At 67.0% G+C, this 24,572-nt stretch carries 19 protein-coding genes; 10 read left to right on the top strand and 9 right to left on the bottom strand.

From position 1 onward, the window contains the following. Window positions 1–21: 21 nt before the first annotated feature. On the bottom strand, window positions 22–588 hold the full coding sequence (locus tag ACIP5Y_RS41465) for a UbiX family flavin prenyltransferase (protein ID WP_400358620.1): 567 nt from the start codon (window positions 586–588) through the stop codon (window positions 22–24). Window positions 589–721: 133 nt separating this feature from the next. Between ACIP5Y_RS41465 and ACIP5Y_RS41460 the strand changes: the two genes are divergently transcribed. Beyond that, the gene (locus tag ACIP5Y_RS41460) at window positions 722–1,633 is read left to right on the top strand and encodes an ADP-ribosylglycohydrolase family protein (RefSeq protein ID WP_400358619.1); all 912 of its coding nucleotides are present in this window, start codon (window positions 722–724) and stop codon (window positions 1,631–1,633) included. Window positions 1,634–1,759: 126 nt separating this feature from the next. On the opposite strand, the gene ACIP5Y_RS41455 is transcribed toward ACIP5Y_RS41460, so the two are convergent. Further along, on the bottom strand, window positions 1,760–2,587 hold the full coding sequence (locus ACIP5Y_RS41455; protein WP_400358617.1) for a PhzF family phenazine biosynthesis protein: 828 nt from the start codon (window positions 2,585–2,587) through the stop codon (window positions 1,760–1,762). Window positions 2,588–2,730: 143 nt separating this feature from the next. After that, window positions 2,731–5,202, bottom strand: coding sequence for an HAD-IC family P-type ATPase (locus ACIP5Y_RS41450; protein ID WP_400358615.1), 2,472 nt, complete (start codon window positions 5,200–5,202; stop codon window positions 2,731–2,733). A gap of 303 nt (window positions 5,203–5,505) precedes the next feature. Here ACIP5Y_RS41450 and rarD point away from each other — a divergent pair, with 303 nt between their 5' ends. Then, window positions 5,506–6,414, top strand: coding sequence for an EamA family transporter RarD (rarD, locus tag ACIP5Y_RS41445; protein WP_400358990.1), 909 nt, complete (start codon window positions 5,506–5,508; stop codon window positions 6,412–6,414). On the opposite strand, the gene ACIP5Y_RS41440 is transcribed toward rarD, so the two are convergent. The 3 genes from ACIP5Y_RS41440 to ACIP5Y_RS41430 are packed head-to-tail and all read right to left on the bottom strand — an operon-like array spanning window position 6,408 to window position 9,168. Further along, a complete protein-coding gene (locus tag ACIP5Y_RS41440; protein ID WP_400358613.1) occupies window positions 6,408–7,457 on the bottom strand; it encodes an ABC transporter substrate-binding protein in 1,050 nt (349 codons plus the stop codon). The two genes, rarD and ACIP5Y_RS41440, sit on opposite strands and share 7 nt — an antisense overlap. Window positions 7,458–7,460: 3 nt before the next feature. Continuing rightward, on the bottom strand, window positions 7,461–8,348 hold the full coding sequence (locus ACIP5Y_RS41435) for an ABC transporter permease (RefSeq protein WP_400358611.1): 888 nt from the start codon (window positions 8,346–8,348) through the stop codon (window positions 7,461–7,463). Beyond that, on the bottom strand, window positions 8,338–9,168 hold the full coding sequence (locus ACIP5Y_RS41430) for an ABC transporter ATP-binding protein (protein WP_400358609.1): 831 nt from the start codon (window positions 9,166–9,168) through the stop codon (window positions 8,338–8,340). Before ACIP5Y_RS41430 ends, ACIP5Y_RS41435 begins: the two co-directional genes overlap by 11 nt. A 162-nt stretch (window positions 9,169–9,330) precedes the next feature. Between ACIP5Y_RS41430 and ACIP5Y_RS41425 the strand changes: the two genes are divergently transcribed. From ACIP5Y_RS41425 to ACIP5Y_RS41410, 4 genes are all read left to right on the top strand, one after another. Further along, window positions 9,331–11,049: an ATP-binding protein gene (locus tag ACIP5Y_RS41425; protein ID WP_400358607.1), complete on the top strand. Its 1,719-nt coding sequence runs from the start codon at window positions 9,331–9,333 to the stop codon at window positions 11,047–11,049. After that, window positions 11,031–11,729: a response regulator gene (locus tag ACIP5Y_RS41420; protein WP_400358605.1), complete on the top strand. Its 699-nt coding sequence runs from the start codon at window positions 11,031–11,033 to the stop codon at window positions 11,727–11,729. The genes ACIP5Y_RS41425 and ACIP5Y_RS41420 overlap by 19 nt, the downstream gene beginning before the upstream one ends. Window positions 11,730–11,984: 255 nt before the next feature. Next, window positions 11,985–13,379 (top strand): APC family permease, encoded by a 1,395-nt coding sequence (locus ACIP5Y_RS41415; RefSeq protein ID WP_400358603.1) that lies wholly within the window; start codon window positions 11,985–11,987, stop codon window positions 13,377–13,379. Between the two features lie 91 nt (window positions 13,380–13,470). Further along, window positions 13,471–15,111 (top strand): alpha/beta fold hydrolase, encoded by a 1,641-nt coding sequence (locus tag ACIP5Y_RS41410; RefSeq protein WP_400358601.1) that lies wholly within the window; start codon window positions 13,471–13,473, stop codon window positions 15,109–15,111. 54 nt (window positions 15,112–15,165) lie between these two features. Here the strand turns inward: ACIP5Y_RS41410 and ACIP5Y_RS41405 are convergent, their stop codons facing one another. Continuing rightward, the gene (locus tag ACIP5Y_RS41405; RefSeq protein ID WP_400358599.1) at window positions 15,166–15,783 is read right to left on the bottom strand and encodes a class I SAM-dependent methyltransferase; all 618 of its coding nucleotides are present in this window, start codon (window positions 15,781–15,783) and stop codon (window positions 15,166–15,168) included. A 76-nt stretch (window positions 15,784–15,859) separates the two neighbouring features. Continuing rightward, window positions 15,860–16,384, bottom strand: coding sequence for a MarR family winged helix-turn-helix transcriptional regulator (locus tag ACIP5Y_RS41400; RefSeq protein ID WP_400358597.1), 525 nt, complete (start codon window positions 16,382–16,384; stop codon window positions 15,860–15,862). A gap of 70 nt (window positions 16,385–16,454) precedes the next feature. On the opposite strand from ACIP5Y_RS41400, the gene ACIP5Y_RS41395 reads away from it, so the two are divergent. After that, window positions 16,455–16,823 (top strand): antibiotic biosynthesis monooxygenase family protein, encoded by a 369-nt coding sequence (locus ACIP5Y_RS41395; protein ID WP_397014231.1) that lies wholly within the window; start codon window positions 16,455–16,457, stop codon window positions 16,821–16,823. Between the two features lie 29 nt (window positions 16,824–16,852). Here the strand turns inward: ACIP5Y_RS41395 and ACIP5Y_RS41390 are convergent, their stop codons facing one another. Next, the gene (locus ACIP5Y_RS41390; protein ID WP_400358595.1) at window positions 16,853–18,244 is read right to left on the bottom strand and encodes an alpha/beta hydrolase family protein; all 1,392 of its coding nucleotides are present in this window, start codon (window positions 18,242–18,244) and stop codon (window positions 16,853–16,855) included. A 128-nt stretch (window positions 18,245–18,372) separates the two neighbouring features. Between ACIP5Y_RS41390 and ACIP5Y_RS41385 the strand changes: the two genes are divergently transcribed. The 3 genes from ACIP5Y_RS41385 to ACIP5Y_RS41375 all read left to right on the top strand — a co-directional run bounded on the left by ACIP5Y_RS41385 (window position 18,373) and on the right by ACIP5Y_RS41375 (window position 24,570). Further along, window positions 18,373–19,623: a serine hydrolase domain-containing protein gene (locus tag ACIP5Y_RS41385; RefSeq protein WP_400358593.1), complete on the top strand. Its 1,251-nt coding sequence runs from the start codon at window positions 18,373–18,375 to the stop codon at window positions 19,621–19,623. A 115-nt stretch (window positions 19,624–19,738) separates the two neighbouring features. After that, a complete protein-coding gene (dnaE, locus tag ACIP5Y_RS41380) occupies window positions 19,739–23,287 on the top strand; it encodes a DNA polymerase III subunit alpha (protein WP_400358591.1) in 3,549 nt (1,182 codons plus the stop codon). 98 nt (window positions 23,288–23,385) lie between these two features. Beyond that, the gene (locus ACIP5Y_RS41375) at window positions 23,386–24,570 is read left to right on the top strand and encodes a beta-mannosidase (protein WP_400358589.1); all 1,185 of its coding nucleotides are present in this window, start codon (window positions 23,386–23,388) and stop codon (window positions 24,568–24,570) included. Window positions 24,571–24,572: the final 2 nt, after the last annotated feature.

Here is a 24,572-nt window from a genome sequence, read left to right as displayed (position 1 = left end):
GCACGGGGTCCGGACCTCCGGTTATTCGCCCCAGCGCGGCAGGTCCGGGACGTCCACCCCGAGCAGATCGAGGGCCCGCCCGGCGGAGTGATCGACGATCTCTTCGACCGATCCCGGATTCAGATAGAAGGCCGGCACCGGCGGCATGATGATGCCGCCCATCTCGGTGACCGCGGTCATGGCGCGCAGATGCGCCATGGTGAGCGGGGTTTCACGAACCATCAGCACCAGCCGGCGGCGTTCCTTCAGCGTGACATCCGCGGCCCGCGTCAGCAGATTGTCGTTATTGGCGTAGGCGATCGCCGAGAGAGTGCGAATCGAGCAGGGGGACACGATCATTCCGGCGGTGCGGAAGGATCCGGAGGCGATGGCGGCGCCGATATCGGCGGGCCGGTAGGAGACATCGGCCATGGCCGCGAGATCGCGTGCGCTGAGTTCGGTTTCGTAGGCCCGGGTCTGCTGTCCGGCCGGGGTGACCACCAGATGTGTCTCCACGCCGGCCTTGCGCGCCAATTCCAGTACCCGCACCCCATAAGCGATGCCGGTGGCACCGCTGATCCCGACCACCAAACGCTGAACGCTACTCACCGATCGAGCATTCACCGGGGTGCATCGATCATCAATGGGAGAATTGCGGAGAATCGATAAGCGAGAGTGATCCACGATCCACGATCCACGATAAGAAGATCCGCGATCAACGATGAGAAGGGGCCCCGAGTCGATGGAGTTGACGGCGGAACAGCGGGATCGCGCCGCGGGTGTATTGCTCGGGACGGCGGCGGGAGACGCTCTGGGCGCCGGCTACGAGTTCACCTACCCGGGTCCGGACGCAGCCATCGGCATGATCGGGGGCGGCGGCTTCGACTGGGAACTCGGCGAGTGGACCGATGACACCTCCATGGCGATCGCGGTGGCGCGCGCGGCCGCTTCGGCGGGCAACCTGCACGAGGAGTCCGGACTGAACGCGGTGGCCGCGGAGTTCGTGGCCTGGTTCGATTCGGGCCCGAAGGATATCGGCAATCAGACCCGCGAAGTCCTGCAGTGGCGCAGTCCGACCGGCCGCGAGATGCAGATGCGCGCCCACGATCTGACCGGTCTGACCGCCGGCAACGGGTCGCTCATGCGCACCGCGCCGGTGGCCCTGGCCTACCTGGACGATCCGGAGAACTGCGGTAAGGCCGCCAAGGTGGTCAGCTCGCTCACCCACTACGACATGCAGGCCATGCAGGCGTGCAAACTCTGGACGCTCGGCATCCGGCACGCCGTGCTGCACGGCACCTATGACGGTGTGCGCGAAGCGCTTTCGATGGTGGACGCGGGCTTCTGGGAACCCCTGCTGGACAAGGCCGAAACCGGCTCACCCGCGGACTTCCCGAAGAACGGCTGGGTGGTGCATGCCCTGCAGACCGCGTGGTGGGCCATCACCCACACCGACACCCTGCCCGCCGCACTGGAACTCGCGGTGCGCGCGGGCGGTGACACCGATACCACCGCGGCCATTGCGGGCGGCCTGCTCGGCGCCCGCTGGGGCGCCTCGGCGGTGCCGCCGGAGTGGCGCGAACTCCTGCACGGCTACCCCGGCTGTCGCGCCGACGACCTGGTGGAACTGACCAACCGCATCGTCGACCGCTGATCCCGGCTGAACCGCGCTGTGGCCGGATTGCGCTACAGCTCGGTCGGGGCCGTGCCGCAGCCGGACTGCCGCGCGAAACCGCCGGTCCGGCCGGTGTATCCGGGAGCGCGGATGGACAGCCGGTCGTCAGTCCGGCAGCCGGACCACGCCGTCGAGATAACGCCGGCAGCGGCCCGACAGGCGTACGCGCTCACCGGCGAGGGTGCAGCGCAGTGTGCCGCCGCGACGCGACAGCTGACGGGCGACGAATGTGGTGCGCCCGAGCTCCTTGGCCCATAGCGGTGTGAGTTGCGCGTGGGCGGAACCGGTTACGGGGTCCTCGGGAATGCCCTGGGCGGGTGCGAAGAACCGGGAGACGAAGTCGGCGTCGGTGCCTTCGGCGGTGAGGATGGCGCCGCGGTTCATGTCCGGGAAGGCCGAGAAGTTCGGGTGCGCTTCGCGCACTTCGTGTTCGGCGCTGACGACCAGCACCAGATCGGTGCCGTCGAACGCGCGTAAGGGCCGCACGCCGAGGGCCGCCGCCAGTGCGCGCGGAACCTCGTCGTGCACATCGATTTCCACCGAGGACACCGACGGCAGGTCCAGCACCAGTTCGTCGCGGTCGCGGTCCACTCGTAGCCAGCCGCTGCGGGTGTAGAAGTGCACGCGGTCCGCGCCGGGATGCATATCGTCGAGAATCTGTGCCGCGGTGGCGAGGGTGGCGTGCCCGCACAGGTCGACCTCGACGGCGGGCGTGAACCAGCGCAGGTGGAAGGCGGGCGAGTTGTCCGGCGGCGCACCCGCTTCCGGCGGTAGGGCCGAGGTGTAGAAGCCCGTCTCGGCGAGATTGTTCTCCTCGGCGAGTTGTTGCAGCAGCTCGTCCGGCAGCCAGGTCAGCAGTGGCATGACTGCTGCCGGATTGCCCGAGAACGGTGCATCGGCGAACGCGTCGATCTGATGCAACAGGACCTCCATGTGGCTCAAGGTACCTGCGTTTTCAAAGACTGCCCAGGACAAGACAAATCACGGCGAGCCAAACCATGCGACCAGTTGGAATGTAAAACGGCAGCGCATCCGCCCGATGCGCTGCCGTCTCACGAATTCGAATACCGCTGGTGTCAGACCTTTTCGGCCGCGGGCGGCAGCAGCTGCGGCGACTGGCCCGTGAGCTTGGCGCTCACCCACCACGCCACCTCGACCAGCACCACGCCGATCGCGCCGCACACCACCGCGGACGTCGTCAAGGCCGCATTGCTCGGATCCAGCTTGAAGAAATGCCGGGTGAACGGCACCGCGAACAGAATCAGGTAGCCGGCAACCGAACCCGCGATCAGGATCAGTTTCCACCAGTTCCACGGCCGCGCCACGATGGCCAGCACCCACACCGCGATGACCAGCAGCGTGATCAGCGCCGTGGTGCCCGCCTGCACCTTCGCGGTCTCCCCGGCATGCGGTCCCTTATAAGCGATGAGGTACGAGATGAACGTCATCACGCCGATCACCAGACCCGAGGGAATCGCCAAACGCATGACGCGACCGACGAATCCGCTGCGCGCGCGTTCATTGTTCGGCGCCAGCGACAGGATGAACGCCGGAATGCCGATGGTGAACCAGGCCGCGATCGTCACGTGGCGCGGCAGGAACGGATACCCGATCGACTCGTAGTGGAAGATCTGCGACCCGATGCCCGCGATACCCACCAGGAACGCCAGCACCACCGAGTACACGGTCTTGGTGAGGAACAGGTTGGAGACCCGCTCGATATTGCCGATGACCCGCCGGCCCTCGGCCACCACATAGGGCAGCGTCGCGAACCTGTTGTCCAGCAGCACGATCTGCGCCACCGACCGGGTGGCCGGGCTGCCCGAACCCATGGCGACGCCGATATCGGCGTCCTTCAGGGCGAGTACGTCGTTGACACCGTCACCGGTCATGGCGACGGTGTGGCCGCGCGACTGCAAGGCGCTGACCATGGCGCGCTTCTGATCCGGGCGCACGCGGCCGAACACGGTGCGCTCCTCCAGCACATCGGCCAGTTCCTGCTGATCGCTGGGCAGGGAGCGGGCGTCGACCGGATTGTCCCCGCCGGCCAGGCCGAGCGACGACGCCACCGCCCCCACCGACACGGCATTGTCGCCGGAGATCACCTTCGCCGAGACATTCTGGGAGGCAAAGTAATCCAGCGTCTCCTTGGCGTCCGGCCGCACCTTCTGCTCCAGCACCACCAGTGCCGCCGGGGTGACCCGGCCGGGTGCGTCGGGCGCGTCGACCGGCCGGTCACTACTCGCCAGCAGCAGCACGCGCAGCCCCTTCGCGCCGATCTCCTGCGCGGTGGCGGCAATCTCGGAGTCGGGATCCAGCAGCACGTCGGGCGCGCCCATCAGCCAGTTCCCGTGTTCGCCGTAGGACATGCCGCTCCACTTCTTGGCGGAGGAGAACGGCGCGAGACCGGTCGCCTTCCAGCCCGGAGCGTCCGGCAGGGCCTCCTTGATGGCGAGCACGCTGGCATTGGGCCGTGGATCGTCGGCGGCCAGGGCGGCCAGTACTTGACTCAATTCCTTGCGGTAGCTGGGTTTTTCGCCGTCTTCGGGGGTCGTCAGACGGCCTTCGCTGACCGGCCGGATCTCGGCGAGCCGCATGCCGTTCTCGGTGAGCGTGCCGGTCTTGTCCGCGCACACCACATCCACCCGCGCCAGTCCCTCGATGGCGGGCAGCTCCTGCACCAGGCATTTGCGTGCGCCCAGCCGGACCACGCCCACCGCGAACGCGACCGAGGTCATCAGCACCAGACCCTCGGGCACCATCGGCACCAGCGCGGCCACCATGCCGCTGACGGCGGGCCGCCACGACTCCTTGGAGGACACCAGCTGGTTGTAAATAGACAGCAGCCCCGCCGGAATCAGCAGGTAGGTAATGACTTTCAGGATGGTGTCGATGCCGCTGCGCAGTTCCGATTTCACCAGGGTGAACTTGCTGGCCTCGTCGGCCAGTTTGGCCGCGTAGGCGTCCTTGCCGACCTTGGTGGCCCGGTAGGCGCCCGAGCCGGACACCACGAAGCTGCCCGACATGATCTGCGCGCCAAGGAGTTTGTCGATGGGGTCGGCCTCACCGGTGAGCAGCGATTCGTCGACCTCCAGCAGTTCGGACTCCACCACCTCGCCGTCCACCACGATCTGATCGCCGGGCCCGAGTTCGATGATGTCGTCCAGCACCACGTCCTGCGGTGCGACCGACTGCGCCTTGCCCTCGCGCCGCACCACCGGCTTGGCCTGCCCGACGATGGCCAGCTTGTCGAGGGTGTTCTTGGCGCGGATCTCCTGGATGATGCCGACCGCACTGTTGGCGATGATCAGCAGCCCGAACATTCCGTCGATGATCGATCCGGTGGCCAGCACCAGAATGAACAGCACACCCAGGATCGCGTTGATCCGCGTGAACACGTTCGCCCGCACGATATCGCGGACCGAGCGGCTCGCCCGTTCGGGAACGTCATTGGCCAAGCCGTCCCGTCGCCGTTGTTCGACCTCGGCCGAGGTCAGTCCGGTCGCGGGCGCGGGTGGGTGTGTCTCTGCCTGCGCGGTGATCGACATGCCAGACAGCCTAGATGGTAGCTGTTGAATTGCCGGTTTATGCAGGTGAGCGGCCCGCCGCGGGCGCGGTCCGGGCCTGGTCGAATCCCGTGTCCGCATTGTCTTGTTCTGCCAATTTGCTATGAATGCGTTGCCAAGCCGGCCCGGCACGAAATCGGCTGCCGGCCGCGTCGCTGCTTTCCCGGAAGATAGCCGTCTGTTCCCCGATCGATAGCTACCTGCGCGAACCGGAGATGTATGCACCGGGATACTTTCGCGGGCTAACGTTGTCCGGTGGGCGATGGACGAACGATCCCGACCGAGGTGAGCGCCGGTACCCGTCGCCGGGCAAGTGGGCGGGAGGCGGGGATCGCGTTCGGGACGGGCGCGTATTTCCTCTGGGGGTTGTTCCCGGCCTTCTTCGGACTGCTGTCGTTCGCGAGTGCGGGGGAGGTACTGGCCGAGCGGATTCTCTGGACGCTGGTCGTCGCGCTCATCCTGCTGTTGCTCGCGGGGCGGTTCCGGGAACTGCGCGGTATCGACCGGCGCACCTGGGGATTGGCGGCCATCGCCTCGGCGGCGCTGTCGTTGAACTGGGGTACCTATGTGTACGGCGTCATCTCGAAGCAGGTGGTCGAGTGTGCGCTGGGGTACTTCATCAATCCACTGGTGACGGTGGCGTTCGGCGTCATCATCTTTCGGGAGCGACTGCGCCGGACACAGTGGGTGGCACTGGCTCTCGGCGCATTGGCGGTGGTGGTGCTCACCGTCGATTACGGGCGGCCGCCCTGGATCGCGCTGATTCTGGCTTGCTCGTTCGCCACTTACGGGCTGGTCAAGAAGGTGATCCGATTGGATGCGCTGCCGGGCCTGGCCGCCGAGGGCCTGACCGCCGCGCCGTTCGCGCTGATCGCCGTGCTCGTCATGGGCCTGACCGGGCACGCGACCTTCGGTTCCAGCGTGGGCCACACCGCGCTGCTCATGGTGACCGGACCGGTGACCCTGGTGCCGCTGCTGTGCTTCGCGCTGGCGGCGCCCCGGGTTCCGTTGTCCACCATGGGACTGCTCCAATATCTCACGCCCGCACTGCAATTGACGTGGGGTGTGGCGGTGGGACACGAACCGATGCCGGCCTCGCGATGGGCGGGGTTCGCCCTCATCTGGCTGGCATTGGCCGTGTTCACCGGCGACGCGCTACGGCGTGCTCGCCGCGCCGGGCAGAATCGTCACTGACGCGGAATCTGCGCCCGCTGCGCGAACTCGTTGGTGTAGGTCGCATCCAGCTCGATGCGATCCCGGACGGGCTGCACATTGCGCGAATACTGGCCGAGAATGCGGAGCACGTTCTCGGCCCCCTCACGTTTCATCAGGCCGTCACCGTTGAACATCGTGATGGAGTCCCGGATCGACTTGACGTAGAGCTTCGGGTCGCCGCCCGCGTATTGCGCCGGCATCCGCGCGGCGATCTCCTCCGGACTGTGCGACTTCATCCACTGCAGTGTCCGCACAAAGGAATTCGCGAGTTTCTGCACGATATCCGGATGGCTCGCGACGGTGTCGCAGCGCATGTAGAGCGAGGCCGCCGGGTAGAGCCCGCCGAGCGCGTCCCGGGTGCCCTGCTCATTGCGCATGTCCACCAGCACCTTCGCGCCACCGGAGTCGACCATCTTGGCGACGGTCGGATCGGTGGTCATGCCCGCGTCGATCCCGTTGTGGTTCATACCCGCGATGAAGGTCTGGCCGGCGCCGACCTTCACCCGCGTGTAATCCGACGTCTTCAGCCCCGCCTGACCCGCGAGGGCCTGGGTCAGGAAGTCCGTGGACGAACCCAGCGATGTCACACCGAGATTGCGCCCCCGGAAATCCTTGGGGGAGGTGATCGCCGCGGCATCCGCCTTGGACACCAGCTCCACCTCACCCGGCACGTCGGCCAGCTGCACCACGGTCTTCAAGCATTGATCCTTGGCCTGCAGATCGATGGTGTGGTCGTAGAACCCCACCACCGCCTGCACATCCCCGGTGAGCAGCGCGGTCTCGGCGGTCGCGCCGGACTGTTCGCCCAGCAGCGTCACATCGATATCGCTGTCCGTGAAGTACCCGAGCCGCTGGGTCAGCATGGCGGGCAGATAGATGACCTTCTCCAGCCCGCCCACCATGATGGTGACCTGCGGCCGCCCGTTCGCCACCGGAATGCGCCGCGAGTCCCGGCACCCGGTCACCACCAGCAGCGCCGAAACAGCGAGCAGCACAACGGCAATGTGTTTGCGATACTTCACGTCTCACACCCCGTGACCCGAAGCGACCTGCGACGGACGCCATTTCAGCAACCGGTTCTCGGCCAGCCCGATCAGCCATTCGGCCACCAGCGCCACCACGGTGATGACGATCATGCCCGCGTAGATGCCCGCCGCGTCGAAGGTGCCCTGCGCATTGCTGATCAGCAGCCCCAAACCCATGCTCGCCCCGGCGTATTCGCCGACCACCGCGCCGATGAGCGCGAACCCGAAGGCGGTGTGCAGCGAGGACAGGATCCAGGTGGTGGCGCTGGGCAGCACGATCGACGTCAGCACCTTCATGCGGCTCGCGCCGAGGATGCGGGCATTGTTGATGACATTGCCGTCCACCTCCCGCGCCCCCGTGAAGGCATTGAAGAACACCGCGAAGAACACCAGCACCACCACGGTCGCCACCTTGGACTGCAGCCCCAGGCCGAACCAGATGATGAACAGCGAGGCCAGCACGATGCGCGGAACCGCATTGAGCGCCTTGATGAACGGCGCCAGCACATCCGCCCAGTAGCGGGAGCGTCCCAGCAGCACACCCAGCACCACACCGGCCACGGTGCCGATGGCGAAGCCCAGCACCGCCTCCTCGACGGTGGTGAACAGCTGCAGCCAGATGGAGCCGAATTGCGTGCCCTGCGTGAACCATTCGACCAGCCGATCCCAGATGAGCGAGGGCTTCGAATAGAAGAACGGATCGATCCAATAGGAGGCGGTGAGTTCCCACGAGCCCAGCCACAACACCACGATCAGGGCGCGCAGCCCCCAGGTGCGGGCCTTGGTCTTCCGTGCTTGCGTCCGTACCCGGTCGAGGATCTGCTGCTCGGTCTCGGTGACGATTTCAGTTGTGGCGGAGTCGTTCTCCCGCGCCAGCTCAAGCGACACGGGCGGCACCCTTCGCGCGCGCGGCCTCGACCTCATCGCGCAGCGTTTCCCAGATCTCCTTGTACAGTTCGCGGAACTCGTCGGTGAGCCGGACCTCCTCCACATTGCGTGGCCGCTCCAGGGTGACCCGGAAGTCGCCGCAGACGGTGGCGGGGCTCGCGGTCATGACGACGACCCGATCGGCCAGGGCGATGGCCTCTTCCAGATCGTGGGTCACGAAGATCACCGCGGCGTTCGTGCCGGCCCACACGCGCAGCAGTTCGTCCTGCATGAGCTGCCGGGTCTGTACGTCGAGCGCGCTGAACGGCTCGTCCATGAGAATGATCTCCGGATCGTTGACCAGCGTCTGCGCCAAGGCCACGCGCTTGCGCATGCCGCCCGACAGCTGATGCGGGTAGTAGCTCTCGAATCCGGCCAACCCGACCTTGGCCACCCACTGCGCCGCGCGGTCGCGGGCCTGCCGCCGCGGGATGCCCCGGAATTCCGGTCCGAGCGCCACATTGTCGAGCACCGACTTCCACGGCAGTACGGCGTCCTGCTGGAACATGTAGCCCACCCCGTCCGGAATGCCGCGCACATCGTCGCCGCGTACCAGGGTGCGCCCGGCCGATGCGGGTTCCAGTCCCGAAACCAGTGACAGGGTCGTGGATTTGCCGCAGCCTGTGGGGCCGACCACGGCGACGAACTCCCCTGCGGCGACCGTGAAGTTGAGGTCGCGCACGGCGGTGTGGATGCCACCGCCGGTGCCGGGAAAACGCTTCGTTGCGCCTCTGAGTTCGATCAGCGGCTCACCATGGCGTTCGGTGAGTGGGTGCGTCATTGCTAACTCCTGTTTCCGCGCCGTTCATCCGGCGTTGGACCGAAGCTACGTGTCCCCCGTCACATCGAGGGGTGTTGTGTGAGTTAGTCGCACAAGTAGCAATAAGGACGTTTTGCGCATTCTGATCGTCCGGTTTGCGGGGGGTTATCTAGACTTACGGTCGTGTTCTTGCTCGGTCCCCGATCCGTCCGGCTGCGGACGCAGATCCTGCTACTGCAGGTAGCAGTGGTCGGGCTGACCGTTGGGCTGGTCTTCGGGGTCTTCGCCTACGTGAGCTGGCAGCGGCTGTCGGACGAATACGCACAACGCGCACTATCCATCGCCCGCACCGTCGCCTCCGATCCGCAGGTGCGCACCGACGTAACCCGTTATGCGGATATGCAATTGAAGCCCGGGCCCGAACTGCGGCAGGAACTCGCCGCCGGCGCACTCGAAACCATGGCGAACGCGGCGCGGCAGCGCACCGACGCACTCTTCGTGGTCATCACCGACGAGGTCGGCGTCCGCCTCGCGCACCCCGATACGGCCCGCCTCGGCGAGAAGGTGAGCACCGACCCTTCCCGCGCCCTGGCCGGCTCCGAGATCACCATTCGCGAACACGGCACGCTCGGCGACTCCGTCCGCGCGAAAGTACCCGTCCTGCAACCCGATTCCGGTAGCCGCGTGGTCGGTGAGGTGAGCGTCGGCATCTCCACCGAGGCCGTGCACGCGCAACTGCTCCGCGATCTGATCCGGGCCGGACTGCTCATCGTCGGCGCACTGGCGGCCGGCATCGCGGGCTCGGTATTGCTCTCCCGGCGCTGGCACGGCCTGACCCTCGGCCTGGAACCCGCCGAACTGGCCGAACTCGTGCGCGAACAGGACGCGGTGCTGCACGGCATCGGCGAAGGCGTGGTCGCGACGGACGCCGAATGGCGCGTCACCGTCGTCAACGACGAGGGCCGCCGCCTGCTCGGCATCGATCCGGCGCCGGGCGCCGATATCGACGAGATCGGGCTCACCCCAAGGGTTCTGGAGGCATTCCGTGCCGCCGACGGCCGGCCCGTGCAGGCGGCGGTGGGCGAGCGCATCGTGGTGCTCACCGCCCGCAAGGTCGCGCGCTACGGCCGCCCCCTCGGTGCGGTCCTCAGTGTCCGCGACCGCACCGACGTGGAATCCCTTACCCGCCAACTGGACGCGGTCCGCTCCATGAGCACCGTGCTGCGCGCCCAGCGCCACGAATTCGCGAATCGCCTGCACCTGCTCAGCGGTCTGCTGCACACCGGCCGCCCGCGCGATGCGGCGACCTATCTCGACGAGCTGCTCGGCTCCGGCCCGCTCGGCGCGCTGCTGCCCGGTATGGAGACGCTGCGCGACCCCTACCTCCAGGCGTTCCTCTCGGCCAAGGCGGCGCACGCCCGCGAACAGGGCGTGCAGCTCCGCCTGGGACCCAATACCTGGGTCGAGGCCGCCGTTTCCGCCCCCGTGGACATCACCACGGTGCTCGGCAATCTCCTGGACAACGCCATCGAGTCCGCCAAGATCGGGCAATCGCCCGAGAAGATCGTCGAGGCCGAACTGGTGCAGGAAGGCGGAACCCTCCACATCACGGTGGCCGACAGCGGCGACGGCGTACCCGCCGACCTGGTGGATTCGGTGTTCGTCGAAGGGGTGTCGACGCGGTCCGGGGAGGGCATCGCGGGCGGGCGCGGCATCGGATTGGCGTTGTCACAACATGTGGCACGGGCGCGCGGGGGAGACGTGCGCCTCACGGACCCCGGCCGGCGCGCGCCCAGCGCCGGTCTGAACGACGATGGAAGGACGTTGCAGGGCGCGGAATTCATCGCCCGGTTGCCGGGCGTACTGAGTGAGGGAGAACCGGCGTGGGCCGAGGAGATCTGAACGTCCTGGTCGTCGATGACGACTTCCGGGTCGCCAACCTGCATGCCGGGATTGTCTCGGCACTACCTGGATTCACCGTCGGAGCGACGGTGACCACCGTGGCGGCCGCGCGCGCCGCCATCGACGAGCACGAATTCGACCTGGCACTGGTCGATGTCTATCTGCCCGACGGCTGCGGTGTCGAACTGGTGCGTGAGCTCCGCTTCGACGCCATGATGCTCACCGCCGCCATCGAATCCGATACGGTGCGCGCCGCACTGTCCTCGGGTGCGCTGGTGTATCTGGTGAAACCCTTCGACCATTCGACGCTGGCGGCGCGGCTCGCGGCGTATGCGCGATACCGCCGCATCCTCTCCGAGGAGGAGGTGTCCTCCAGCATGGTGGATGCCGCGCTGGGGGCGTTGCGGCCCAGTGGAAATCCCGTCGGCGGCTCCGCCGCGACGGCCACCTCGGCCGCGCTTTCGCCGACCAAAGACCTGGTGCTGCAAGCGGTTCAAGGCGCGCTGGAACCCATGTCGGCTGCCCAGGTGGCCGCCGCCATCGGTATTTCACGCGCCACCGCGCAGCGTTACCTCGCCGCCTTGGTCGGCACCGGCAGCCTCCGTATGCAACTCCGCTACGGCAGCACCGGCCGCCCCGAACAGGAGTACTCGGCCCCCGCCCCGGCGCGCGGCATCTGATCGGCGGTCCGGCGCAGCGGCCGGCCACCGTGGAGATACAGCTGTTACGGGCGTGAAAACGTCTGAATTTTCTGAGCGGCGCCACTGCGTGATCCGCAGTGGCGACCGCATCTGGCCTGCTGGGGATTTCGCGCCAGGGGCGTGGTGAAGGGGCGTTTACACAACTAAATCCGAAGGCAATCCGCCATTGCAGCGACGGTTATCGAAGTGTATTTGTTACCTACCTCACAAACCCGCCGCTGATCGGATCAATCCATGACAGACCTTCGGGATCCCGCCTCGGGCACCGCTCCACCTGCCGCCACACCGCCCCACCCGACGGCCCTGAAACGCACGATCGGTCCGGTCGGCGGCACCTTGCTGACGCTGAGCTGCCTGACCCCCGCCTCCTCGCTGTTCGTGATCGTGCCCGGATCGTTCGCGACCCTGGGCACCGGCACCGCCCTCGCGCTGGTGATCGCGACCCTGCTCTGCGTCGCGGTGGCCTTCTGCTACTCCGAGCTGGGCACCCTGATCCCCAGTGCGGGCGGCGAATACGCCATGGTCGGGACGCTGGTCGGCCGGTTCGGCGGCTGGCTCGCCTTCCTCCAGGCGCTCGTCGTGGTGATGATCGTGCCGCCGATCATGGCCATCGGTACCGCCCAATACCTTTCGCCGATCGTGACCGTCGATCCCAAACTGCTGGGCGCCGCGGTGATGCTGCTGTCCACGGTGATGGGCCTGCTGGATCTGCGCGCCAATGCCTGGATCACCGGATTCTTCCTGACATTGGAGGTGGTGGCGGCGGGTGTCGTTGCCGCGCTGGGCTTCGGCCACACCCAACGATCCGCGTCGGTGCTGCTCCACCCGATCGTCGGCGGTTCCGGCACGGCGGCCGCGGTGTCGGCGGGCACCCTCATCGCGGGCCTGGCCGCGGCCTTGTTTGTCACTCAAGGCTTTTCGACGGCGGTCTACCTGGCCGAGGATATGGAGAATCCGCGGCGCAATGTCTCGCGCACGGTGCTGGCCACGCTGGGGATCGGCGTGGCGGTGATCCTGATCCCGGTGGTCGCCATCACGCTCGGCGCGCCCAGTCTCGACGCGCTCACCGGCGGGGACATCGCCGCCATGGTGCAGCAGTGGAGCGACAAGGGGGTCGGCACCTTCGTGAGCCTCTGTATCGCGCTGGCTATCGTGAATGCCGCGATCGTCATGGTGATCCAGAACTCTCGCGTCCTGTTCGCCTCGGCGCGGGACAACACCTGGCCCGGTCCGATGAACCGGCTGCTGGCCGGCACCAGCAAACGCTTCGGCGCGCCCTGGCTGGCCACGCTGGCGGTCGGCATCCCGGGCGCGGTGCTGTGCTACGTGCCCGTGGCCACGCTCAGCGGGGTGACCGGCGTCGCCGTGGTCACGCTGTACGGATCCGTCGCGGTGGGTGCGCTTTTCGCGCGCCGGGCGGCGCACGGCAAGGCGGCCGCCTGGCGAATGCCATTGTGGCCCTTGCTGCCGGTGCTGCTGCTCGCCGCTCTCGCCTACGTGCTGACCCAGCAGGTCGGCCGGGATCTGGTCATCACCGCCTCGATCACGGCCGTGGGCGCCCTGTACTGGCTGCTCTACCTGCGGCCACGCCGGGCGACGCACTGGCTGATCGCGGTGCCCACGGCATAGCTCCGTCGCCGCCGACCGTCTCGTCGGCGGCACCGAGCCCCCACTATCCATGGCTCGACACGAAATGTGTTGATTTGCTAGGAATTCAGTGGTGCCATCGCCCCACACGTCACCAGGTCCTCGACGAAACGCCCTCTGGGGCATAGTGATCTGCCTGCTGCTGGCGCTCCCAGCAGCCCCGGCAGCCGCCGAGACCACAACGGATTCCTACGTGGACGGGCTCGCCGACGCGGCGCCGACACCGGCCTTGCAATGGTCCGATTGCGAGGCCGGATTCGCCTGCGCGACTGCGCGAGTACCGCTCGACTACGCGCATCCCGAATCGCGCACCATCGACTTGTCCCTGATCAAGCTCCCCGCCGGTGATCCGTCCCGGCGCATCGGCACCCTGTTCGTCAACTTCGGCGGTCCCGGTCGCTCCGGCGTGCAGCGACTCCGGGAACGAGCGCGCTGGCCGTGGTTGTTCTCCGAGGCGCTGCGCGCCCGCTTCGACCTGGTGTCCTGGGATACCCGCGCCGTCGCGAACAGCGCACCGGTGCACTGCTTTCCGGATGCGACGACACAGCAGTTGTTCCTCACCGCCTATCCGCCACTGCCCGGCACCGCCGCCGATGAACGCCCGTTCTTCGCCGCCTCCAGGAGCCTGGCCGAGCAATGCCAGGCGAATGCCGGCGACCTGCTCCCGCATGTCTCGACGGTGGACACCGCCCGCGATCTGGATCTGCTGCGCCGTGCGGTAGGCGACGAGAAGCTCACGTATCACGGCATTTCCTATGGCACCTACCTCGGCGCCCTGTATGCCAACATGTTCCCGGGCCGCGTCCGGGCCATGGCGCTGGACGGTTCGCTGGACTTCCGGGGCAATACGGGCATCGATGGTCCGGATCAGCCGATCGATACCCGCCAAGACGTTGCCACCGGCATATCCGGCACCTTCGATGCCATGCTGAGGTCCTGCACGGAGGCGGGGGCCAAATGCGCGTTCTCCGAGGGCAACCCGGTGGACAAATGGCAGCGGATCATCGAGCGCGTACGCCGGGAACCGATCGCCTGGGACGGCACCCGCTACGACTACAGCGCCGTGATCACCGCCGCGGGCGCGCTGTCGAATCCGGCCGCTTGGCCGCAACTCGCCGACACCCTGCAACATCTCTACGACCTGCGTGACAGCCCGTACCGTCCGGAAGACGCTCTCGCCGAGGCATTCTCGCTCGTCGGCCGCGCCGCGGAGATCGGCACCGGCAGCGGCAGCGCCGGCAATACGAACGCCTACGACGACAACTACACCGAGGCCTTCGACGCCATCCAATGCGCGGACAGCCGGGTGCCCCGCGACGAATCTGTCTACAGCGCACTGGCCGTCAGCGAAGACCAGCGCGTTCCCTACTTCGGGCGACTCGGTGTCCTCGGCGCCATGACCTGCGCCTACTGGCCGCAGACCGCGGTGCAGCCGTACTCCGGTCCCTGGGATCGGCGTACCGCCGCACCGATCCTCGTCATCAACGGCCGCAACGATCCGGCGACACCCCTGGCAGGCGCCGCCGCGGGCGCTGCCGAGCTCGCGGACGCACATCTACTGGTCATCGAAGGAGCCGGCCACAGCAGCATGTACGTGCACAGCACCTGCGCCGAGACGGCCAAGCGCGAATACCTCATCGCCGCGACGCTGCCACCCGCCGATGCGACCTGTCCCGTGGACGGCAATCCGTTCGAGCTGAAGCCGGCCGCCTGACCGGCGAACGACCGAGCCCCCTGGCGGTGTGCAACCCGAGGTCGTAGCCCGGGCTCAAGGCGCGACCGCGACGCCCAGTGTCAGCGCGCCGAAAACCTTCGGTGTGGCCGGGTGGTAGAAGCTGTCCACCTCGCGGAGCTCGAAGCCGGCGGCCTCGACCGAACTTCGGATCTCGCGGTCCAGGTTGCAGCCGCCGGCCAGCGCGTGCTGGATCGGGTTCAGCCGGTGCTGCCAGGTCCGGATGCCGGCGTCCGGGGCCAGGCCGTGCTCGACGAAGTGAAAAGTGCCGCCGGGCACCAGCACTCGCCGCACCTCGGCCAGTGCCGCCCCCGCATCCGGGATGGTGCACAGTGTCCAGGTGGACAGCGCCGAATCGAAGCTGTTGTCCGCGAACGGGAGTGACTGCCCGTCCAGGCCCGCGCGTTCGATGGGGATGGTGCTCGCCGCGATGCGTTCACCGGCCAGGCGCCAGCCGAGGTCGGCCGGTTCCACGGCGCTGACGGATTTCACGGTCGCGGGGTAGAAGGGCACATTGCGTCCCGAGCCGAAGCCGATCTCGAGCACTCGCCCGTGCAGTTGCGCGCATGTTCGCTCCCGGGTGTCGTTCATGCGATTCGACCCGCAGGTCAGGTCGACGAGCCGCGGCAGTACCCGGTCTTCGTAGATTCCCACGGCTCCACTCTCGCAATCGGATCGGTTGTGCGCCAGTGCCCACATAGCGGAACGCGGGCCCGATGAGTCGGGCGGCCTAGGTGCCGGAAGCGGTTTGCGCTCCCGGCGATCCGCGCAGTCCGCCGTGGCGTGAATACAGTCCGGGATGGACTCCCGAAGGCAGTTCGGCATGCCGGGCGATCCGCAGCAGCAGTGCCGCGAGCTGTTCGCGTTCCGCGCCGGAGAGCGGCGCCATGGTGTCGGCCTCGAGCAGGTCGGCCTGTTCCTCGGCCTGCCGCAGGATCGTGCGCGCGGTATCGGTCAGCTGTACCGCGTAGGCGCGCCGATCCGCCGGATGCCGGCTGCGCTGTACGAGCCCGCGGGCCTCGAGGTCGTCGATGAGCCCGACCATGGCATTGCGGTGCACATTGAGCCGGTTGGCCAGTTCCTGCTGGCTGACTCCGGGGGAGGCGCGCAGGTGGGACAGCACGCCGAAGTGGGCGAGATGCAGTCCCAAGGGCGTGAGGGCGAGCGCGAGCCGATCGGCCACGTGCTGTCCGATCTGGGACATCAGGAACACATTGCGGTCGTCGAGCTGCATGGAGATCAGGTTAGCAATCATCGAAGATTGTCATATAAGAATATTGTCTCCTCTAGTGACAATCACGATCCCGTGCAGCTACCGTCGAAGCATGGCGAAACCGATTCAGCACACGATGAGCGGCCTCGAAACGCCGGTCACCCTCATCAACGCGTTCTCCGTGCCCATGAGTCAGGAGGCACTCTTCCTGGAACACTGGAAAGCCAATGCCCGCTGCATGTCCGGCGCACCGGGCTTCCTGCGCGCCCGCATGCACCGGGCGGTCAGCGAACAGGCCGAACTCACCTATATCAATGTGGCCGAATGGGAATCCGGCCTCGCACTGGACGAGGCCCGGCGCAGCCCCGAATGGCTGGAGTCGGTCCGGGCGATGAACGAGGACCCGGGACTGACCTTCACCGCCCGCCCGATGCCCTACCAGGTCGTCGTGGACGTCGCCCCCGGCGACCCGGTGCGCTGACCGGCTGTTCTGACGTTCGGTGGGAAGCGCTAACCGTTCGGCGGGAAACGCTGGGTCAGCCAGGCGGTGATGTAGGCGAGGACCTGCGGATCGATGGTGATCTGAATCTTCGCGTACTCGTCGGGCGTGCCCTTGTCGGCGGGCTGCATCAAGTGATTCAGCCCGCCGAAGACATGCACGGTGGCGTCGGGATCCTGGGCCAGCAGCGCCCGCATGGGCCCCTCGCTCTGAGCCGGCGGCACCTGCAGATCCTTGCTCCCGTAGAACGCCAGCACCGGCATCCGCAAGGCCGAAAGCGCCGGGGCCGGATCGTAATTGGACAGCGACTGCATGTAGATCGACACCGATGCGTCCACCGCCTCGTCCGACTTCCGCTCATCGGCCGGGAGGCCGTCGTTGTACTGGTGCGCAAGCGTTTTGGCGGCATCCAGATCGCCGATGCGGAAGACGTTCGCGAGCGCGGACTCGTAGCCGATCTGCTTGCCGATCGCGTCGGGCTGCGCGCCCTGCGCGGTCAGAATGAGCTGGGTCTGTTCCTGGATCACCGCCGAGCCGGGCACCGCGGGCCCGGCCATCAGAATGGCGAAGGCCACCCCGCTGCCGGGTCGCGAGGCGTACAGCGGTGCGAGATATCCGCCCTCGCTGTGCCCGAGCAGACCGATTCGCTTGCCGTCGATTTCGGGCAGGCCGTGCAGGAACGCGACGCCCGCGCCGATATCGTCGGCCAGGTCGTCGTAGTCGGAATCCTGCAGATCCCCGCCGGTGCCGCCGACCCCGCGTTTATCGGTGCGCAGCACCACGTATCCGGCGCGCGTCAGGGTGTCGGCCAGCAGCAGGAACGGCTTGTGGCCCAGGATCTCCTCATCGCGGTCGGCGGCGCCGCTGCCGGGAATCAGCAGGACCGCGGGATGCGTGCCGGGCGTGTTCGGTTCGGTCAGCGTGCCGGCGACGGTGATATCGCCGCTGCGGTAGGTGACATCCTCGGATTTGTACGGGAACGGCGGCTCCGGCTGTTGCGGGCGCGGCGGCAGGGCCACCCGGCCGTGGGTCAGGTTGAGCGGGAACGTCTTCCCGCTCTGGGTGAGCTGCCCCAGGATGCTGTCCGAGCCCTTATCGTATTTGCCCTGGTAGGTCGGGTTGCCCGCGACTTTCGGCAGGGCGAAGGACACATTGTCCTGATCCGCCTTCACCTCGGACAGCGGTGCGGCCGCAATACCCTGCAGCGGAATATCGATGGTCGCGGTCCCGTCTTCGGCGAAGGTGACCCCCACCGCGATCGGATCGTTCGGGACCTCGACATTGCCGTGCCAGTCCCCGCTCACCCGCACCGGCGGCGCGGGCTGCTGCGCGGACGAGCAGGCCGCGGCCGCCAGCACGACCACGGCGAACGATGCCAGTACCAGAGACCGCGGCGTACGCATAGGCACAGCGTATGGGGGTCACGCCCCCGTCACCGTTCGGACACTCGAAATAACTACTGGGCCAACGGGAATAACTCTCCAAGTTACGTCATTGCCGCGGGCGACCCGCAACTCGTACCGTGTATAACGTGAGCAACGTCGCTTCGGCCCCGGAGATCGCGGCACTACCCACGGGTGTGGGCGGGATCGCCGCTCCCGAATTCGGTCCGCTGGTACGCACTTTCGCACGGCTGATGGGCGGGCGTTCCGGCGCCGGCGGCGCGCTCACGGTGCACCGCCACGGGGAACCGCTGGTGGAGATCTGGACCGGCGAGGCCGGGCGGGCCGGCGCCTGGGGGCCCGATACCGGGGCCGTCATCTTCTCCGCCACCAAAGGCATTGCCGCGACCGTCATCCACCGGCTCGCCGACCGTGGACTCCTCGACTACGACGCGCCTGTCGCCTACTACTGGCCGGAGTTCGCGGCCAATGGCAAGGAGCGAATCACGGTGCGGCAGGTGCTGTCCCATCGCGCCGGGCTGTACGGGCTGCCCGAGATCGCGAACGGTCTCGACGAGGTGCTCGACCACCGGCTCATGGAAGAGCGGCTGGCGGCGGCGAAACCCGATCATCTGCTGGGCGTTCCGACCTATCACGCGCTGACCTTCGGCTGGCTGCTGGCCGGGCTGGCGCGCGCGGTCACCGGGCGCGGCATGGCCGAGCTGTTCCGCACCGAGATCGCCGAACCGCTCGGCACCGACGGCATCCACCTGGGCCGCCCGGCCGCGGGCTCGCCGATCACCGCCGCCGGCTTCCACGGCAACCGCCTGGACTTCGTGGGCTCCACGTACATCTCGCTGTTCCTCGGCCGCGCCTACGGTCTGCCCGGATCGCTCGGGGCGGCGTCGCGGGCGTTGTTCCTGCCGGGGCTGGAGGCGTTCCTCGACGGTGACGAGCCGCCGATCCTGGACACCGAACTGCCTGCGGGCAACGGCGTCTGCACCGCCACCGGTCTGGCCACCCTCTATGGCGCGCTGGCCAATGGCGGCATGCACAACGGTCGGCGGTTCCTCTCGGCGGAGACAATCAAGGCGATGCGGCATGTGGAGAGCTACCGGCTCGACCATGCGCTGTTCTATATCCCGATGATGTGGCACATGGGGTATCACTCGCTTCCGGTGCCCGGCGCGTATTCGGGCTTCGGTCATATCGGACTGGGCGGCTCCTTCGGGTGGGCCGATCCGCGGTCCGGACTATCCGTCGGATTCGTGCACAACCGGCTCTCGCTGGGTGCGCTGACTTCCGATCAGATGGCGTCGGCGTGGGTGCTGCCGCTGGCGGTGCGAGGCGCTCGTGCAGCGCGTCGCACCGCTACCCCCGCCGAGTCCGTCGCAGCATAGGTTCCTGGGTCTCCGCGTGACCTCGAGCACGACACGCGGAGGCCGCCACGCCGTTCAGTGACACCGCCCCCGCGTGCCTTCGAAACCTGTCCGTGGGGCCGCATAGTATGTCTGCGTGTCAGCCTCGCCGGGATCATTCGTCCATCTCCACAACCACACCGAGTACTCGATGCTCGACGGCGCGGCGAAGATCACGCCCTTGTTCAAAGAGGCCACGCGGCTCGGAATGACGGCCGTCGGCATGTCCGACCACGGCAATATGTTCGGCGCCTCCGAGTTCTACAACTCGGCCAAGAAAGAGGGCATCAAGCCGATCATCGGCATCGAGGCCTACATCGCGCCGGAGTCCCGGTTCAACACCAAACGCGTGCTCTGGGGCGATCCGTCGCAGAAGGGCGACGACGTCTCCGGTTCGGGTTCGTACACGCACATGACCATGGTCGCGGAGAACGCGACCGGTCTGCGGAACCTGTTCAAGCTGTCCTCGCTGGCCTCTCTGGAAGGTCAGCTCGGCAAGTGGTCGCGGATGGACGCGGAGATCATCGCCGAATACGCCGAGGGCATCATCGCCACCACCGGCTGCCCCTCCGGTGAGGTGCAGACCCGCCTGCGCCTGGGTCACGAGCGCGAGGCCCTGGAGGCCGCTGCCAAATGGCAGGAGATCTTCGGGCCGGAGAACTTCTTCCTCGAGATCATGGACCACGGCCTGTCCATCGAGCGCCGCGTCCGCGAGGGCCTGCTGGATGTCGGCAAGAAGCTGGGCATTCCGCCGCTGGCCACCAACGACTGCCACTATGTCCACGAATCGGACTCGGCCAATCACGAAGCGCTGCTGTGTATTCAGACCGGCAAGACGCTCTCGGACCCGACTCGCTTCAAGTTCGACGGCTCGGGCTACTACCTGAAGTCGGCCGAGGAGATGCGCGCCCTCTGGGACGCGGAAGTCCCCGGCGCCTGCGACAACACGGTCCTGATCGGTGAGCGCGTCCAGTCCTACGACGACGTCTGGTCGCACCGCGACCGCATGCCGATCTTCCCGGTGCCCGAGGGCGAGACACAGGCCAGCTGGCTGCGCAAAGAGGTCATGCGCGGCCTGGATAGGCGCTTCCCGCAGGGTGTTCCGGGCGACTACATCACGCGTGCCGATTACGAGATCGGCGTCATCAACGAAATGGGCTTCCCCGCCTACTTCCTCATCGTCGCCGACCTCATCACCTACGCCCGCTCGGTCGGTATCAATGTCGGACCGGGCCGTGGTTCGGCGGCCGGTTCGCTGGTCGCCTACTCGATGGGCATTACGAATATCGACCCGATTCCGCACGGTCTGCTGTTCGAGCGCTTCCTCAATCCCGAGCGCGTGTCCATGCCCGATATCGATATCGACTTCGACGATCGCCGCCGCGGTGAGATGGTCCGCTACGCCACCGAGAAGTGGGGCAGTGACCGGGTCGCGCAGGTGATCACCTTCGGTACGATTAAAACCAAAGCGGCGCTGAAGGACTCGGCCCGCGTGCAGTTCGGCCAGCCGGGCTTCGCCATCGCCGATCAGATCTCCAAGGCGCTGCCGCCGCCGATCATGGCCAAGGACATTCCGCTCTCGGGCATCATGGATCCCGAGCACGAGCGGTACAAGGAGGCCGCCGAGGTCCGGGAGCTCATCAATACCAACCCGGATGTCAACAAGATCTACGAGACCGCCCGCGGTCTCGAGGGCCTGATCCGCAATGCCGGCGTGCACGCCTGCGCGGTCATCATGTCCAGTGAGCCGCTGACGGACGCGATTCCGGTGTGGAAGCGCGCGCAGGACGGCGCGGTCATCACCGGCTGGGACTACCCGTCGTGTGAGGCCATCGGCCTGTTGAAGATGGACTTCCTGGGTCTGCGCAACCTCACCGTCATCGGCGACGCGCTGATCAATATCAAGGCCAACCGCGGCATCGAACTCGACCTCGACACGCTGCCGCTGGAAGACGCGGCCACCTACGAATTGCTCGCGCGCGGTGACACTCTCGGCGTGTTCCAGCTCGACGGTGGCGCCATGCGAGACCTGCTGCGCCGCATGATCCCCACCGGCTTCGAGGACATCGTGGCCGTGCTCGCGCTGTACCGCCCCGGCCCCATGGGCATGAACGCCCACAACGATTACGCCGACCGCAAGAACGGGCGGCAAGAGGTCAAACCCATCCATCCGGAGCTCGAGGAGCCCCTGAAGGACATCCTGCGTGATACCTACGGCCTGATCGTGTATCAGGAGCAGATCATGCAGATCGCGCAGAAGGTGGCCGGGTACTCCCTGGGCCGAGCCGATATTCTGCGCCGCGCCATGGGTAAGAAGAAGGCCTCGATCCTGGAAGCCGAATACGAGGGCTTCGAGCAGGGCATGGTGGAGAACGGTTTCTCCAAGCCCGCTGTCAAGGCGCTGTGGGACACCATCCTCCCGTTCGCCGGTTACGCGTTCAACAAATCGCACGCCGCCGGGTACGGCCTGGTGTCCTTCTGGACCGCCTACCTCAAGGCCAACTATCAAGCCGAGTACATGGCCGGCCTGCTCACCTCCGTCGGTGACGACAAGGACAAGGCCGCCGTCTACCTGGCCGACTGCCGCCGTCTGGGCATCCAGGTGCTGCCGCCCGACGTCAACGAGTCCGAACTCGAATTCGCCTCGGTGGGCAAGGACATTCGCTTCGGCATGGGCGCGGTGCGCAATGTCGGCGCGAACGTGGTGGCCTCGATCATCGCGGCGCGCAAGGAGAAGTCGAAGTTCACCGACTTCTCCGACTATCTGAACAAGATCGACGCCATCGCCTGTACCAAGAAGGTCACCGAATCCCTCATCAAGGCAGGCGCTTTCGACTCGCTCGACCACCCGCGCAAGGGCCTGCTGCTCATCCACTCGGATGCCATCGACGCCTGCATGTCCACCAAGAAGGCCGAGGCCATGGGCCAGTTCGACCTCTTCGGCGGACTCGACGCCGACGACTCGGTGGCCAGCGTCTTCAATGTGAAGGTCCCCGAGGAGGAATGGGAGACCAAGCACAAGCTGGCGCTGGAACGGGAAATGCTGGGCCTGTACGTGTCCGGCCACCCGCTCAACGGCGTCGAGCATGTGCTCGCGGCGCAGTCCGACACCCATATCCCGGCCATTCTGGAAGGCGATATCAAGGACGGCACGCAGGTCACCATCGGCGGCATCTTCGCCAATGTCACCCGTCGCGTGAACAAGAACGGCATGCCCTGGGCCTCCGCGCAATTGGAGGACCTCACCGGTGGCATCGAGGTGCTGTTCTTCCCGCAGTCCTATTCGGTCTACGGCATGGACGTCACCGAGGACGCCATCGTGCTGGTGAAGGCGCGCGTCTCCGCCCGTGACGACCGCATCTCACTCATCGCCAATGACCTGGTGGTGCCGGATCTTTCGTCCATCGGCGTGGAAAAGCCGCTCTCGGTGATCATTCCGACCCGCCTCTGCACGCCGGACAAGATCGGCGCGCTCAAGCGGGTGCTGAGCAGCCACCCCGGCACGGCGAATGTCCACATCCGCCACGTCGGTTCGCGGGACCGGACCACCATGCTCAAGGTCGCCGACAACCTACGCGTGTCACCGTCCTCGGCCCTCATGGGCGACCTGAAGGCCCTGCTCGGCCCGGGCTGTCTCGCCAGCTAGCCTCCCCGGACTCGGCGCCCTGCGCAGGTAGGGTGCCGGGCATGGTGGGTGTGCCGAGTATTCGCCGATCCCGGGTGCTGCCGCGCAAATTTCGCGTGTTGCCAGGCAAATTCGGGATGCCGCCCAGCAAATCCGGGGTTTTATCCAGCAAGCTCGGCGTGTTGCTGTGCATCGGCCTGCTCACCGCGGTCGGCGCCTGTGACAGCGGGCCGCACCACGTCGTCAAGACGCCCACACCCTCGGCGGTGGTGAGCGCGCCCGCCGCCGAGGCGATGGTCTCGGCCGCGCCCGGCGGGTTGCTGCTGCACGGAAAGCCGTGGTGGCCCGCGGGCTTCAACGGCCCACAGCTGGCGACCCGATATTCCATCAACTTCGGCTGCGGCGCCGAGGTGGACCTGGACGCCTTCTTCCGCCGGCTGCCGGACAATGCGCTCACCCGCTTCTCGCTCTTCCAGGCCTTCGCGGTGGACAAGAACACCGGCAAGCTCGACTTCACCGCCGTGGACGCGGTATTCGCGGCCGCCGAGAAGTACGGCCGCGTCATCCTGCCGGTGCTGGCGGCGCAGACCGGCGAATGCAGCGACGAGATCTTCAAGCAGCGGCAGTGGTACGTGGACGGCTGGAAGCAGTCGACGCCGGTGGCGGGCCGCTCGATCATGAGTTTCGAGGACTGGGTGCACACCGCCGTCGATCGCTGGCGCAGTTCACCGGTGGTGGCCGGCTGGGAACTGGTCGGCGAACCCGAGACCAGCAACTGCGGCCGCAACTGCGACCTCAAGAACCGCACCTGTCCCAGCGACGCCGCGCAGGTATTGCGCACCTTCATGGATCAGGCGGGGGAGATCGTCCGCGCCCTGGATCCGAAGCGGCTGATCTACGCCGGCTACGTCGGCGGCAGCCAATGCGGCATCGCCGGCGACGCTTTCACCTTCGTCAGCCAGTCCCGCAATATCGACGTGGTCGAATTCCACGACTACACCGAGGACGGCAACCCCCTGCCCGGCGGCCCCAATAATGGCCTGGCCCGCCGGCTGCAGCAGGCGGGCGAACTCGGAAAACCTCTGCTGGTGGCGGAGATCGGCGAATACGCCGGATCCTGCGACAGCCTGGACAATCGGCGCGACATCATGGACAAACGCATCACCGGCCAGCGCGCCGCCGGCAGTGCGGGCGCACTGATCTGGGCCTTCGTTCCGGACCCGCGCCCCGACCAGTGCACCTACGACGTCGGCCCCGACGACCCGCTCTGGGGTGTGGTCGCGGCACAGACGACGGTCGGCTGAAC

It is taken from the genome of Nocardia sp. NPDC088792, from assembly GCF_044750615.1.
Classification (GTDB): domain Bacteria; phylum Actinomycetota; class Actinomycetes; order Mycobacteriales; family Mycobacteriaceae; genus Nocardia.
Note: the sequence above shows the minus strand (reverse complement) of the source record. Positions and strands in the feature narration are given on the sequence as shown.

Bases quoted from the DNA above. Each gene is read 5' to 3' on its own strand.
- ACIP5Y_RS41460 (WP_400358619.1), top strand. From the start codon at position 722: ATGGAGTTGACGGCGGAACAGCGGGATCGCGCCGCGGGTGTATTGCTC.
- ACIP5Y_RS41455 (WP_400358617.1), bottom strand. From the start codon at position 2,587: ATGGAGGTCCTGTTGCATCAGATCGACGCGTTCGCCGATGCACCGTTC.
- ACIP5Y_RS41450 (WP_400358615.1), bottom strand. From the start codon at position 5,202: ATGTCGATCACCGCGCAGGCAGAGACACACCCACCCGCGCCCGCGACC.
- ACIP5Y_RS41430 (WP_400358609.1), bottom strand. From the start codon at position 9,168: ATGACGCACCCACTCACCGAACGCCATGGTGAGCCGCTGATCGAACTC.
- ACIP5Y_RS41415 (WP_400358603.1), top strand. From the start codon at position 11,985: ATGACAGACCTTCGGGATCCCGCCTCGGGCACCGCTCCACCTGCCGCC.
- ACIP5Y_RS41400 (WP_400358597.1), bottom strand. From the start codon at position 16,384: ATGATTGCTAACCTGATCTCCATGCAGCTCGACGACCGCAATGTGTTC.
- ACIP5Y_RS41395 (WP_397014231.1), top strand. From the start codon at position 16,455: ATGGCGAAACCGATTCAGCACACGATGAGCGGCCTCGAAACGCCGGTC.
- ACIP5Y_RS41390 (WP_400358595.1), bottom strand. From the start codon at position 18,244: ATGCGTACGCCGCGGTCTCTGGTACTGGCATCGTTCGCCGTGGTCGTG.